At 55.5% G+C, this 13,091-nt stretch carries 11 protein-coding genes and 1 pseudogene; 9 read left to right on the forward strand and 3 right to left on the reverse strand.

What is annotated here, in order from left to right; all coding sequences use genetic code 11:
- Nucleotides 1-2 precede the first annotated feature (2 nt).
- The 5 genes and pseudogenes from AC3A5O_RS23765 to AC3A5O_RS23785 all read left to right on the forward strand — a co-directional run bounded on the left by AC3A5O_RS23765 (nucleotide 3) and on the right by AC3A5O_RS23785 (nucleotide 3,525).
- Nucleotides 3-1,082 carry a COX15/CtaA family protein gene (locus AC3A5O_RS23765; RefSeq protein ID WP_122567763.1) on the forward strand — a complete coding sequence of 360 codons (1,080 nt, stop codon included), beginning with the start codon at nucleotides 3-5 and terminating at the stop codon, nucleotides 1,080-1,082.
- A complete protein-coding gene (cyoE, locus tag AC3A5O_RS23770; RefSeq protein WP_122567762.1) occupies nucleotides 1,070-1,969 on the forward strand; it encodes a heme o synthase in 900 nt (299 codons plus the stop codon). The genes AC3A5O_RS23765 and cyoE overlap by 13 nt, the downstream gene beginning before the upstream one ends.
- Nucleotides 1,966-2,601 (forward strand): SCO family protein, encoded by a 636-nt coding sequence (locus AC3A5O_RS23775; RefSeq protein WP_109752904.1) that lies wholly within the window; start codon nucleotides 1,966-1,968, stop codon nucleotides 2,599-2,601. Before cyoE ends, AC3A5O_RS23775 begins: the two co-directional genes overlap by 4 nt.
- A gap of 280 nt (nucleotides 2,602-2,881) precedes the next feature.
- Nucleotides 2,882-2,977 (forward strand): annotated as a pseudogene (locus AC3A5O_RS23780) (DUF6124 family protein); the annotation flags it as partial.
- Between the two features lie 83 nt (nucleotides 2,978-3,060).
- Nucleotides 3,061-3,525: a GNAT family N-acetyltransferase gene (locus tag AC3A5O_RS23785; protein ID WP_305482127.1), complete on the forward strand. Its 465-nt coding sequence runs from the start codon at nucleotides 3,061-3,063 to the stop codon at nucleotides 3,523-3,525.
- A 77-nt stretch (nucleotides 3,526-3,602) separates the two neighbouring features.
- On the opposite strand, the gene AC3A5O_RS23790 is transcribed toward AC3A5O_RS23785, so the two are convergent.
- Nucleotides 3,603-4,247 carry a DUF2459 domain-containing protein gene (locus AC3A5O_RS23790; RefSeq protein ID WP_487753800.1) on the reverse strand — a complete coding sequence of 215 codons (645 nt, stop codon included), beginning with the start codon at nucleotides 4,245-4,247 and terminating at the stop codon, nucleotides 3,603-3,605.
- Between the two features lie 196 nt (nucleotides 4,248-4,443).
- On the reverse strand, nucleotides 4,444-6,630 hold the full coding sequence (locus tag AC3A5O_RS23795) for a TonB-dependent receptor (RefSeq protein WP_487753801.1): 2,187 nt from the start codon (nucleotides 6,628-6,630) through the stop codon (nucleotides 4,444-4,446).
- A 588-nt stretch (nucleotides 6,631-7,218) separates the two neighbouring features.
- On the opposite strand from AC3A5O_RS23795, the gene AC3A5O_RS23800 reads away from it, so the two are divergent.
- The 4 genes from AC3A5O_RS23800 to AC3A5O_RS23815 all read left to right on the forward strand — a co-directional run bounded on the left by AC3A5O_RS23800 (nucleotide 7,219) and on the right by AC3A5O_RS23815 (nucleotide 10,501).
- On the forward strand, nucleotides 7,219-7,581 hold the full coding sequence (locus AC3A5O_RS23800) for a DUF6124 family protein (protein WP_487753802.1): 363 nt from the start codon (nucleotides 7,219-7,221) through the stop codon (nucleotides 7,579-7,581).
- A gap of 164 nt (nucleotides 7,582-7,745) precedes the next feature.
- Entirely contained in the window at nucleotides 7,746-8,309 is a 564-nt protein-coding gene (ybiA, locus tag AC3A5O_RS23805) for a riboflavin biosynthesis intermediates N-glycosidase (RefSeq protein ID WP_487753803.1), read from the forward strand.
- 208 nt (nucleotides 8,310-8,517) lie between these two features.
- Nucleotides 8,518-9,570, forward strand: coding sequence for a hypothetical protein (locus tag AC3A5O_RS23810; RefSeq protein ID WP_487753804.1), 1,053 nt, complete (start codon nucleotides 8,518-8,520; stop codon nucleotides 9,568-9,570).
- Nucleotides 9,571-9,658: 88 nt separating this feature from the next.
- Nucleotides 9,659-10,501: a hypothetical protein gene (locus tag AC3A5O_RS23815; RefSeq protein WP_487753805.1), complete on the forward strand. Its 843-nt coding sequence runs from the start codon at nucleotides 9,659-9,661 to the stop codon at nucleotides 10,499-10,501.
- A gap of 439 nt (nucleotides 10,502-10,940) precedes the next feature.
- Here the strand turns inward: AC3A5O_RS23815 and AC3A5O_RS23820 are convergent, their stop codons facing one another.
- A complete protein-coding gene (locus AC3A5O_RS23820) occupies nucleotides 10,941-12,929 on the reverse strand; it encodes a M10 family metallopeptidase C-terminal domain-containing protein (protein WP_487753806.1) in 1,989 nt (662 codons plus the stop codon).
- Between the last annotated feature and the right edge of the window lie 162 nt (nucleotides 12,930-13,091).

A 13,091-nucleotide genomic window follows, 5' to 3' on the forward strand; every position in this document is an offset into this window, starting at 1 on the left:
ACATGGCCAAACCTGGATTTCGCCTCGCGCTGTTCGCCACGTTGCTGGCATTGATCGTCGTCCTGCTGGGCGCCTACACCCGGCTCACCCACGCCGGCCTCGGTTGCCCGGACTGGCCCGGTTGCTACGGGTTCATCAGCGTGCCCAAGAGCGAAGCCCAACTGGCCCATGCCGAACTGCACTTCCCCGACACCCCGGTGGAGGCCCACAAAGGCTGGAACGAAATGGTCCACCGCTACTTCGCCGGCGCCCTGGGGCTAATGATTACCGTACTGGCCGCCCGGGCCTGGATGAACCGTCGCCACCCCGGCCTGCCGTTGAAACTGCCGCTGTTCCTGCTGGCCGTGGTCTTCGCGCAAGCGGCATTCGGCATGTGGACCGTGACCCTCAAGCTCTGGCCGCAGGTGGTCACCGGGCATTTGCTGGGTGGGTTCGCGACCTTGAGCCTGCTGTTCCTGCTGACCTTGAGATTGTCCGGCGTGCTGCCGGCGCTGACCGTGCCCAAGCGCCTGCAACACTGGGCCACGGCCGGGCTGCTGCTGGTGATCGGCCAGATCGCCCTGGGCGGCTGGGTCAGCTCCAATTACGCGGCGGTGGCCTGCATCGACTTCCCCACCTGCCACGGCCAATGGCTGCCACCGGCCGATTTTGCCAACGGCTTCCACCTGACCCAGCACATCGGCCCCAACTACCTGGGCGGGCAACTGGACAGCGACGCCCGCACCGCCATCCACCTGACCCACCGCATCGGCGCCTTGCTGGTGACCGTGGTGCTGCTGGGGCTGGCCTGGCAATTGAAGACCGTCGGCATGACCCGGCTGGCCGGGCTGGTGCTGACAGCCCTGGCGGCGCAGATCACCTTGGGCATCAGCAACGTGCTGTTCCACCTGCCGTTGCCGGTGGCCGTCGCCCACAACGCCGGGGGCGCCGCGTTACTGCTGACCCTGGTATTGGTCAACTATCACGCCCGGACCAGCCTGGTCCGGGTCAAGCATCAGGTCCCGCTGCGCTGGCGGTTCAACCCGCATAAACACAGCGTCAGCCCCATAACAATAAAAGGAGAGATGCCATGGCAACCTTGACCGGTGAACGCCACAACCAGGCGATCTGGCGCGACTATCTGGAGCTGACCAAGCCGAAAGTGGTGGTGCTGATGCTGATCACCTCCCTGGTCGGCATGTTCCTCGCCACCCGTGCCGGCGTGCCGTGGACGGTCCTGGTGTTCGGTAACCTGGGCATCGCCCTGTGTGCCGGCGGCGCGGCGGCGGTCAACCATGTGGTGGACCGCCGCATCGACGCGGTCATGGCCCGCACCCACAAGCGGCCGTTGGCCGAGGGCAGGGTCTCGCCGGCCGCCGCCCTGACCTTCGCCCTGGCCCTGGCCGTGGCCGGCCAAGCCCTGCTGCTGGCCTTCACCAACCCGCTGACCGCCTGGCTGACCCTGGCCTCGTTGCTGGGCTATGCGGTGGTCTACACCGGTTTCCTGAAACGGGCAACGCCGCAAAACATCGTCATCGGCGGCCTGGCCGGCGCGGCGCCACCGCTGCTGGGCTGGGTGGCGGCCACCGGTCATGTCAGCGCCGAACCGCTGCTGCTGGTGCTGATCATCTTCGCCTGGACCCCGCCACACTTCTGGGCGCTGGCGATTCACCGCAAAGAGGAATACGCCAAGGCCGACATCCCCATGCTGCCGGTGACCCACGGCGAGCACTACACCAAGATCCATATCCTGCTCTACACCCTGGTGCTGCTGGCGGTGAGCCTGATGCCGTTCGTGATCCACATGAGCGGGATGCTCTACCTGGTGTGCGCGCTGGTGCTCGGTGCCAGGTTCCTGCAATGGGCCGTGGTGTTGTACCGTGGCAGTCGGCCGCACGCGGCGATCAACACGTTCAAGTACTCTATCTGGTACTTGTTCCTGCTGTTCATCGCCCTGCTTGTAGATCATTACTTACTGTTGAGCCTATGACTCGAACCCAGAAAACCGTCTTCATTCTCGTGGCCGTGATCGCGCTGATCCTCGGCCTGACCATCAACAAAGTGCTGTCCGGCAAAGGCCAGGGCGACCCGACCGCGCTGATCGATGCCGGCATCATCCTGCTGCCCCAAAGCCGCAACCTGCCGGACGTGAAAATGACCGACCAGGACGGCCAGCCCGTAGCGATGGACGGCTTGAAAGACAAATGGAGCCTGCTGTTCTTCGGCTACACCTTCTGCCCGGACATCTGCCCGACCACCCTCGCCCAACTGCGCCAGATCAAAAGCGAACTGCCGCCCGAGGCTGTGGATAAGTTGCAGATCGTGCTGGTGAGCGTCGACCCGAACCGCGACACACCCAAGCAACTCAAGCAGTACCTGGGTTACTTCGATCCGCAGTTCAAAGGCCTGACCGCTTCATCGGTTGAAGACCTGCAGAAACTGGCGAATGCGGTGAGCATTCCGTTCATTCCGGCGGATACCAGCAAGCCCAACTACACGGTTGATCACAGCGGTAACCTCGCGGTCATTGGGCCGGACGGTACCCAGCGTGGGTTTATCCGGGCGCCGTTGAATAATCAGAAGTTGGTGGCGCAGTTGCCGGAGATGCTCAAGCGTAAATAAGGCCAAGGCGAGCCCCCTGCGGAATACAGTATCTGCAACACCCCGATCCCCTGTGGGAGCGAGCTTGCTCGCGATGACGCCCGCCCAGACACCCCCATGGCGAGGGAGCTTGCTCCCGCTCGGCTGCGCAGCAGTCGCAAAACCGGACGATGCGGTTTGCCTGAAGAAATGCAGGGGCCTGCTGCGCAGGCCAGCGGGAGCAAGCTCCCTCGCCACAGGGGTTTGTGTCGAACCGAATATCCAGCCCAACGCAGCCCCCTGTGGGAGCGGGCTTGCTCTATCGAGGCGTCATGTGGCACAGGGTATTCATCAGTTGATTGAGCTGAGTTCGTTGCTGGCGAATCGAGTGTTGGATAACGTGGAGCCGCGGCAATAGTATTTATTCTCCAACGAAAAACCTGACGTGTTGCGTCAGGTTTTGGTTTTCCATGGAGGCAGACGAATCCAGTTGAGAATAATATGAAAGTTCGAAAAGCCTTACTCACCGATGCAGAATCGGTGTCCAAACTTCTGAACCAGTTAGGCTACCAAGCCTCGCCAAAGCTAGTCCGAGATAAGCTTGAAGCTTTAGAACTCAGCGCTCGCGATACCGTGCTGCTGGCACAGGAAGGTAAAAATATTATCGGTGTTATAAGTTTGCATGTGCTTGAGCTGTTTCATCAGCCCGGTAGGCTCGGACGCATTACCTCCCTTGTCATTGATGATGACTTCCGAGGACAAGGAGTTGGGGCAATGCTGGTTTCTGCTGCGGATGCGTTTTTTTTAGAGCAACTTTGCGTCCGGGCTGAAGTGACTAGCAGCGACCACCGAATACAGGCTCACACTTTTTATCAGCAGCAAGGTTACGCGGTCGACGAGCGTCGGTTTGTCAAACGGTATGGCTCTTTGGGGCATAGCGGAAACGGGGACAGATCACGATTATGAGACGGTCCGATTACAGGTGAATGAGAAAAGGAGAAAAGGGGACAGATTTATTTCCAGCAAATGATTCTGTCCCCTTTTCAGTCAACGCAGGATGCACCGACCGCTGTCGCCCGGCGCAACTGCGACATGACGTTCCCCGCCGTAATCACCGCTGCAGGCGACATTGGACAGTTGCTCGCGGCCAGCGCCTCTGCGACCCAGGTATTGCAGGTATAAAACAGCGAATAGCGACCCTCGGCCTGGTAGAACCGGCTCTCTCCATACAGGCCTGGCCCGAGCACCACCAAGGTGCCCGTCGCTGAGCGGGTGAAGGTCCCGGCCACGAACGCGAGCAGTCGTTGGTAGCTGTCCTCCGTCACCCGCACTTCGATGACCTCGCTTGTGGCGAAACGCCGCCTGGGGTCCCCGTCAATCTTGACCGCATGCAGCACGGTTGCCGTCGACCCGAACAAGGCTCCCAAGGCGAGGCTCAAGGTGGCCTGTGGGGCTCGATAAAAATCCTCGTCGCCCCAACCGAGCTCAACGAAGTCGCCGTCGCTGAACGCTTCGGCCAATGCGGGAAGCACCTGAAGTAGATCGGGGCGCGCAATGACCAACCCGGTATGCAGGCCATGATTCACTACATAGAAGGACCGCCAATCGCCACCCTCGCCCCTCGGCCGGTCCGACGCGGTAGCGCAGCCGAACAGCATGAGGACCAGGGCCAGCACTACAATGCGCATACACAAGGGCTTGGAGGCTCGCTAACGAAACGTGGGAAAACCCGGCGGGGGTTGGCGCTATATCTCGGCCAGAAGCAACCATGGCGCTTAGACACCCAAAGCAGCCATACGCCACAAGATATCTCAGAGACCAAGCCTAGCATTCAGAGCTTGGGGCACTCGCCAACGCTCTCCCCTTTTCAAATCCCCTTTTTACTCAAAAATCGATAGTCCCCGAGAACTTCACCAAGCGCGGGTCACCCTGCGAGAGGTAGCCGCCGTTTGCCGACGCCCAGTAGTTCTTATCGGTAATGTTTTCCACGTTGACGCGCAACGTCAGGTCTTTCTCCACGAATTTCATCTTGTAACGTGCGCCCGCGTCGAAACGGTTCCAGGTAGGCAAGCTCAGGTTGTTAGCCTGATCAGCGTACTGCCCGCCAGTGCGCAACATCCTTGCGCTGAGCGCGGCCCCTTCGATACCCGGAACATCCCAATCTACGCTGGCATTGAGCTGAAACGTTGGCACGCCAATGGCGTGATTGCCATCGTTGAGACCGCCAGCGGTTTTTTTCAGCTCAGACGTCATGCGGGTACCGCCGGCCATCAACCGGAGGCCTTCGATGGGCTCGCCGAAAACGCTGAGCTCCAGCCCCTTGTTGACCTGCTCGCCATCACGCACATAGAGCCTCTGCGCGTTGTCGACGTATCCATCGGAAGGTTTCTCGATACGGAAAACACCCAGGTTGGCACCGAAGGTTTGCAGGTCCAACTTGATACCCGCTTCCAACTGCTTTGTGCGGCCAGGGGGAAAGGCTTCACCCAGGTTCGTGATACCGGAACCGGACGCCACCGGCCCTTTTGCAAGGCCTTCGATTCGGTTGGCGTAGAGCGACACGCTCTCCACAGGCTTGTAGACGATGCCATAAACAGGCGTGGTAATGGCTTCATCGTAGAGCGCGCTACGACTGCCATCGTTTGCTGGATTGGCTCCACCGTTTGAAGTAGTGCCATCGTACTTATAGTTTTCGACACGCAACTGCTGACGACGGACACCATAAGTGACCAGCAATTTGTCATCGAACAAGCCCAGCGTGTCGGAAATCGCCAGACTACGGTTGCGGGTTTTGCCGGTCACCCCGGGATCGCCCATTTTGCCGCCAGTGCTGGACACCGTAGTCGGTTTAGGAAGCTTGGGGGTGTCGTAGATATTGCTGTTCCCGGTCACGGAACGATAGAACGTGTAGGCGTTTTCCTGCTCGGTCCAGATCGTTGAGCCGCCGATCGCAACCTGGTGAGAAACAGGGCCCGTGTTGAAGCGCCCGTTCAACCCGCCACTGAACGATGTGTTGTCTTCATTGTGAGGAATTTCCGAACCACCGATCGTAGCCACGCCGTTATTGCCGACCAGTGTCGGTGTGGCGTACACCCCAGTTTCTCGGGTGTGCTTTACACCACCAGCCAGGTAGGCGGTCCAGTTTTCGTTCAGATCCCAATCGCCACGAACCATGCCGAAAGTGTCTTCAGTTTCGGCGTAAGTCCAGTCCTGTCCATAATTGTGGCTGGCGTGCGGAGCAGTGGGAATCCGGGTGGCGCTGCCGACGTTCACAGAATTACGCAGCCCATTGATACGCTGTTTCTGATACCCGAAATCGGTGGAAACGCGGAAGTTATCCCCTTGATAGTCCAGGCCCGCAACGAACAACTTTGTGCGCTGGTCCTGGTTGTCGATCGCTGTTTCACCTTCCCGCTGGCTCAGATTCAACCTGGCGCCAAAGCGGTTATCCTCGCCAAATCGCTGCCCGATATCCAAATGCTCGCCAATGCGGCCATCGGTGCTGATGTCCTGGGTATAACGACGAGTCGGGACATCTTCTGCGCGTTTGGGCTGCAAGTTGACGCCGCCCCCAAGACCCGAGCCCGTCGGACTGACACCGTTGATAAACGCGTTGGGGCCTTTGAACACCTCGACACGCTCGATAGCATCCGTCGACAGAATTTGACGCGGTAAAACGCCATACAGCCCATTGTAGGAAATGTCGTCGCTGTTAAGTGGCAAGCCTCGGATCACGAACACTTGGGATTGATTACCAAACCCATAGGCTTGGCGCACCGACGGATCATTGAGCAGCACATCACCCACATCTTCAGCTTGTTGATCTTCAATCAACTGCGAGGTGTAACTCGTCATCACGAACGGGACATCCATGTTGTCCTGATTTCCCAGCACCCCCATCTGGCCTCCCCTCGCCACCTGGCCTCCCGCATAGGGCGGGGGTAGCGTGTTGGAATTGGTCGCACTGGCAGTAACGTCGGTCGCTCCCAATTCAATAGGGGCTGCCGCCTGGGCAAGAAAACTGACTGAGCAGCACGCAGCCAGCAATGTAAGGCGAGATGGAAATAGCATGGGATGAGTACCTGCGGGGAAACGGGAAGCCAATGCAGGTAATGCTAATGATTCGCAGATAGATTATCTATAAGAAATGGCACGTTGCCATAAAAGATTTGGAAAGCGGTTTAGTCAGCCCCGACAGCTCCCTCCCACACAGATGTGAACATAGTATCTGCAACAACCCCAATCCCCTGTGGGAGCGAGCTTGCTCGCGATGAAATCGCCTCAGGTCCAGAGCCGAACACCCCACCCGCATCACCAAAAACCTCCCTCCTACAGCCCCCACCTACACCCCGCTATCAAGCTACGCATCCTTGCGCCTTTGCCTACAACTACGCCAGAATCCGCCCGCTTGTGCGCCTTGTCCCTGGGTTCTATTGTCTTCCTGCCACTGCCCATCAGTGGTCGGGTTTAGTAGCCCGGTTTACGTCTCGGTGCACGAGTCTCATCAGTCAGGCGTTGCCTGTTCTCGATGGTGGCTGTGCGCATGGCACCTTCGGGTGCGCCGGGTTTGACGTAATCACCGGTCTACTAACTTGCGCACAGCCGCCACCCTTTCGTTTAGTAGCGAGAGGGTTGCGGCCTAATTGAGAGATTACGTCAATGTTCAAAACAACTCCGAATCCGCCAAAAGCAGATTCCACCTCTACATCCGCAAAATCCAAAGCCAAACAGCAAGACGAAACCACCAAACGCGTGCTCGATCACTACTTGCTACCGAAACCGGATAAATCCCAAGACGACCCCAAACCAGGGCAGCTATACACCGTCGTGAAAGGCCTCGATAACGAATGCCTGCTCGCCAACCTCAGCGAAACCCTGGCTTCGGCTGATGCCATGGTGAGTGATCTGGCGTTTGATCTGGAAGGATCGAGGCGTCATGTGGCGCAGGGGATTCAGCAGTTGATTGAGCTGAGTTCGTTGCTGGCGAATCGGGTGTTGGATAACGTGGAGCCACGGCAGTAGGATTTAATTCCTCAACGAAAAAACCCGACGTTTTGCGTCGGGTTTTGTTTACGAAGAGTTGCGCGTATGCATCAATCTGTGGACGTTCGACGTACCAAGCTTCGTGGTTGCCTTGGTCAGCACAGTAGCTGTAACTTCGATCTTCAGTTAGCGAGGAAATCTCATTGAACGACTCTGAACATCTGAAAGAACTGTGCGCACGTTTCAACTCTGGAGAACATCTGAGCTTTACGTTTTTCTGGGGGCACCAGCGCAGCAAAACTGTCGTCACGGCGTCGTGCTTCAGCCAATGGTTCGAGGCTGGGTTCATTGTCGAGGGGCAACATTACCCGACGGCCGAACACTTCATGATGGCCGAGAAAGCGGCCTTGTTCGACGATCAGGAAATTCGTGCGCAGGTGCTCCAAGCCCCTACTCCTAATGCCGCCAAAGCACTTGGCCGCAACGTGCGCGGATTCAATGATAAGGTTTGGCTGCAACACCGATACGACATTGTCGTTCGAGCGAACCAGGCCAAGTTCTCTCAGAATCCGCAGTTGAACGAATATCTTCTACAAACCGGTTCGCGCGTTATTGTCGAAGCCAGCCCGGTTGATAACATCTGGGGTATAGGGCTCGCACAGGACAACGCAGATGCGAACAATCCGACTCTGTGGAAAGGCTTGAATCTGCTGGGATTTGCACTGATGCAGGTGCGGGACGGGACTAGTACGCCAGCCCCAAGGTAGTGCCCTGACCTTACTCACGAAAAACGCAAAAAACCTTGGCGAACACAGAGGGCGCACAGAGGGGACAGATTTATTTTCCAGCAAATAAATCTGTCTCCTTTTCACTGGCTATGGGTTCACAAGTTGTGGCCCTAGGTGAAAGGCGAAACCCGGCCACGAGGGGGCGTAGTCTCGCTGCCGAGCCTATAATATCTCGAAGGTAGATGGCATGGGTCATTTGAAAACTCTGAAGAAATTATACAAAACACCTATCTTGAGTGCTTCGATCATTATTGATACATTCCAACGCCGCGAAGGTATCTCAGTGGTTGTCGAAGAGGTTGACGTAGGAAAACCGGGATTCAAGATAGCTAGCGATAAGGGCGTTTATCTTTTACTTGAGCAGCCTATCGATTACTACAATAACAATTGGGGAAGGGTAACAAATATTCAGTCCCTTATGCTTCCTTATGGAATTCCGGTGCCACTGTATTTAGGGCAGGGAGATATGACGACAAGACTCCATAAAGCCACAACCTCGAATGATCCCGGTGCCGCTGTAGAAAAATGGCTTTACGACATATTCGAAATTGATTTGGTGTCTGCGTATTTTTTGAATTATTTTTCAAAAAGCGAGGCGCTTAAAGACTATAGGTTAATAATCTTTGAGGCTATTGAGTCTTTCTATATGGGGCTTGATCATGTAGCAATAATGTCTCTTGTTCCTGTATTTGAAGGCGGCTTGCGCAATATACAAAACTTAATGCTGAATGAGGATAAGGATAAGGATAAGGGTAATGTAGCGGGTGCTGTCTTTGAAAAAAGACTTCGAGCAATTCTGAAGAACTGGGGGGCTAGCCGTGTTAGCGATTATGACTGGCACCCTGGGATGTATGGTATCGACTGCATTGAGGTGGATTTCTACACACATATATGTCCTCAGTCCGACGTCATAAATTCTTTTAGACTCTTCTTCAAAAATGTTCTCTACAAACCTTCTGATTCGCACGACGAAGGTTTCAATAGGCATGTGATACTTCACATGCTCGGAAATAACTTCAATCGAGCTACGAATTTTTACAGGGTCTTCCTCGCGCTAACCCACATCACTTTTATTGAGAGTCTAACCAATAAAAACGTGCCATTTTTTTGGCCGGGCTACGACGATGAATCACGACGCCTAGGACAGTATTTAAAACAAATATCGACATTTATGGGTGACCGTCGTAACTTGATAAAAAGCTTCGGAATACCAGGGTATCCAAAAATATCAGCCCCGTGAGCCTCAGAATAAGCATAAAAGGACCAGAAATAAGACAGATTTATTTCCAACACGTTGTTAAAAACTTATATTTGTACGGGTGAAAGGAATGGATGCTGCACTAGGTGTTTTTTTTGATTTTCTAGGATCGGTTCCTGATGTAGTTTGGTCGGGAATTATTGCATCCTTATTGACCTTCCTAGGTGTGATGCTTTCAAATGGGAGCAATACTAAACGCTTAAAAATCCAGCTTAAGCATGATGCTAAAGAAAAGGCTAAGGAGCGTATATCTGTTCTTCGTAGAGATGTATATCTAAAAGCGATTGAAGAGCTTAATCGCGTTAACGCAAAACTGGCTGCTCTTGCACAAGCAGATTTTGTTAATTCCAACCCAACAAATGATCTACAAGATTTTTATGCTGCAGCATCAAAATTGCAGCTAATAGCAGAACCCAAAACATCGATTCTTGCTAGCAAGCTGGTGGCGTCTTACGGGATGTTAACTATGCGATTACTATCAAAACTTGGACCGCTTAACGATATTAAAATTGAAATAAACATAAGCGATCGCGCCTATGAGGTTGCGACTACAGAAGTCAATAGGATACTGGAAAAGCAACGTCTTCTTATTGAGTCTGGTCAACCTGATCAAATTCAAATGACCGCGCTGAATAATGCGTATAACTTTAGTAGCTCGCAAGTCAACAAGTATTCCGATCAACGTGCCGCTGCATGGGAAAAGCTTCATCTACATCATGTCGAGTATGTTAAGTTAGTGATGTTTGAGTTAAAAATTATCGGTGAACAGCAGATACCTCTGATGACCGCAATTCGTATGGATCTAGGACTTACAGAACAGATCGAGATCATTCAAGAACATCTAGATTTACAATGGGAAGAAATGGAAAAAGTATTTGATGAATCCTTGGATATTGCTTCAAAAGTTAGATAGCGCCTGCTAAATGAATTGTGTAATGTAAGTTTTTTTATCTGAAGCGGCTCCGGCCTAATAAGTGTTTTCAGTCTGATTTTGACAGAGCGATGGTTTGGGCCAACGTCCGCCTGTGGCCGAAAGCAAAAAATCTTTTGGTTTTCGGTATGTCAGACAAACCGCATTGGCTGTTTCGGGCTGCTGCGCAGCCCGGCGGGGATAAATCCCCTCGCCACAAGGGTTTTGTGTGTTGGCTGATTGGCGGGCTGGTATTAAAAACGCGGTGAGCTTTTTTGTGAGTGCTTCGCACTCAAGCGGGAGCAAGCTCCCTCGCCACAAAAAGCGGTTTGTGTGAATTCAGGGATGGCGATCCAATTTTTGAAGAATAGGCCTGCTTGCCGCCGTGGGCTCGGGCAGCTTCCAGGCCTTGTTCTCAGGCTGGCGTGCTGCCGTTTGCGCTCTACACCCAGACGTCGTCAGCCACTCCGACCAACCGAATAGCCTCCTCTTCCAAAGGCTCGGCGAAGATGATGTTCAAGTTACCGTAACCGGAGTGATCCCCCACCAGGCTCAACTCAAATCGAGCCCCAGAGGCGTCAGCTTCATAACTCTTCAAATAAGTCAGGTTCTTGGCCTCATTGAGAACCACATCCAACGTGCCGTCGTAACCATCCCCCAGCCGGGTAAAGCCCAAGGCCGACAAGTCGATCGTGTCTTCACCCGCGGTATAGTCCATCAGGCGGTCCGTATGGTTTTCGGTGGCAGTACGGTAGCTGTCGCTCAGTCCGTCGAAGCGGAACACATCGTTGTTACCGCCACCCACCAACAGGTCCCGACCCTCTCCGCCAACCAACACATCATTCCCTAGCGCGCCATAAAGGCGATCATCGCCCGCGAACCCCTCGATGATTTCGCTTCGAGCGTTGCCTTGTAAACGATCGGCCCCTTCGGTGCCCATCAACCTGGCTTGCTGAAACACGAGGTTGGTTTCATTCAGCGTTTGGCCCAAGTTACCGTCGAAGACCAATTCGAAGCGTTCCCCATCCGCGTTAGCCTCGAAGCTTTTGAGGTAGGTCCGCGTCCCGCTTTCATTGACGCGTATCGCCAGCGTTCCGTCATGGCCATTGCCCAGCCCGAGGAAGCCCAGGGAGGAGAGGTCGAGGGTATCGGTGCTGGGGTCGAAGTCGGTGATGCGGTCGCTATGGGCCGCGGTTGCGGTGCGGTAGCTGTCTGTGACTGACTGGTAACGGAACGTGTCGGCCCCGGCATCGCCCGTCAGCAGGTCACGCCCTTGCTGGCCATCGAGCAGGTCGTTTCCGGCCCCGCCAAAGATCGCATCGTCGAACGAGGCCGTCCCGAGCAAGAAGTCATCGTCGTGGCCACCGTCAAGGTGGTAATAGCCGTCGTCGGGATTGCCAAAGCTGTGGTCCAGGCTGCCGTCGGGGTTCAACTGGACCAAGGCGGCCAGGTAGCCGTCCGCGCGCGTACCTTGGCTTCCACCAATCAATAGTCTGCCGTCGGCCAGCACGATCATGTCGGCGACTGCGAAAGGAGCGCTTTCCGAACCCCAACTTACCCGACCCTGTTCACCGAAACCGGTGTCGAGTGAGCCGTCGGCATTGAGTCGGATGACGCTCGCCACGCCGCCCGTGGCGCCCGCCAGCAGGATTTTGCCGTCATTCTGGATGACGAGGGCGTCTGCATGGACATCCAGGGCCAGGCTGCCCCCGTTCGCAAAGCTGCTATCCAGCGTACCGTCCGGGTTGAGGCGGGTCAGGGTGTCTTGCCCCGTGACCAATACCTTCCCGTCCCCCTGCAGCGAAACGTCGAGCGTGCCGCTGGGGTGAATGCCGACAGATGCTGGCAGATGCAGGACCCCAGCCTCTCCAAAAGACGAAACCAAGGCCCCCGTCGCGTCGAAGCGGGCGATGTAGATCTCTCCAGAGGGATACCCAGCGCTTGCGAAAAAACTGCCGTCGCGTTGCACGGAGAATGACGCTTGCTGGCCTAGATCTTCATTCCAATAGAAAGGCACTGTCACGGTGCCGCCGTTCCCGAAACTCGTGTCGAGGCTGCCGTCGGCCAAGTTACGACTGATGCCCGACACCCAGGCGTCGCCTACTTTCACGTAGCGCGCCACCAGGTAGCCTCCGCCCGGCTGCACGGCGGCATTACCGCCGTCCTCGATGTCGAGCGACACCGAGAGAAGGGATTTACCGTCGCCGCTGAAGTTGCGGTCCAGGCTACCGTTGGCATTGAACCGGACCAGGCTGCCGGTGAAGCCTGAATCCTCTTCGCCTCCCAGCCCCAGGCGGCTATAAGCGCCAAGCCAGATAGCACCGTCCGGATCGACCGTGATACCCGCGATTTTGTCCGAGCCCCATAAGGTCGTGGCGACCATGCCTGTTTTTTGCGCAGTTGAAGCGGCGGGTGAAATGCTCTGGCTCATGTCCATGCCTCCGGTAGCTATCTAGCGCCAAAGACTATAGGCACGGCTTAGTCAGGTTGCCACTTTACGAGACGAAGGGAGGTGCTTGGACGACCTTCTGCTATCGATGCAACCGGTCTCCGGCAACTGCGCAAGATAACGCTAGGTTGGCCGAAGTTGCGT

The sequence above is a fragment of the Pseudomonas sp. Soil_N_39 genome (genome assembly GCF_057655955.1).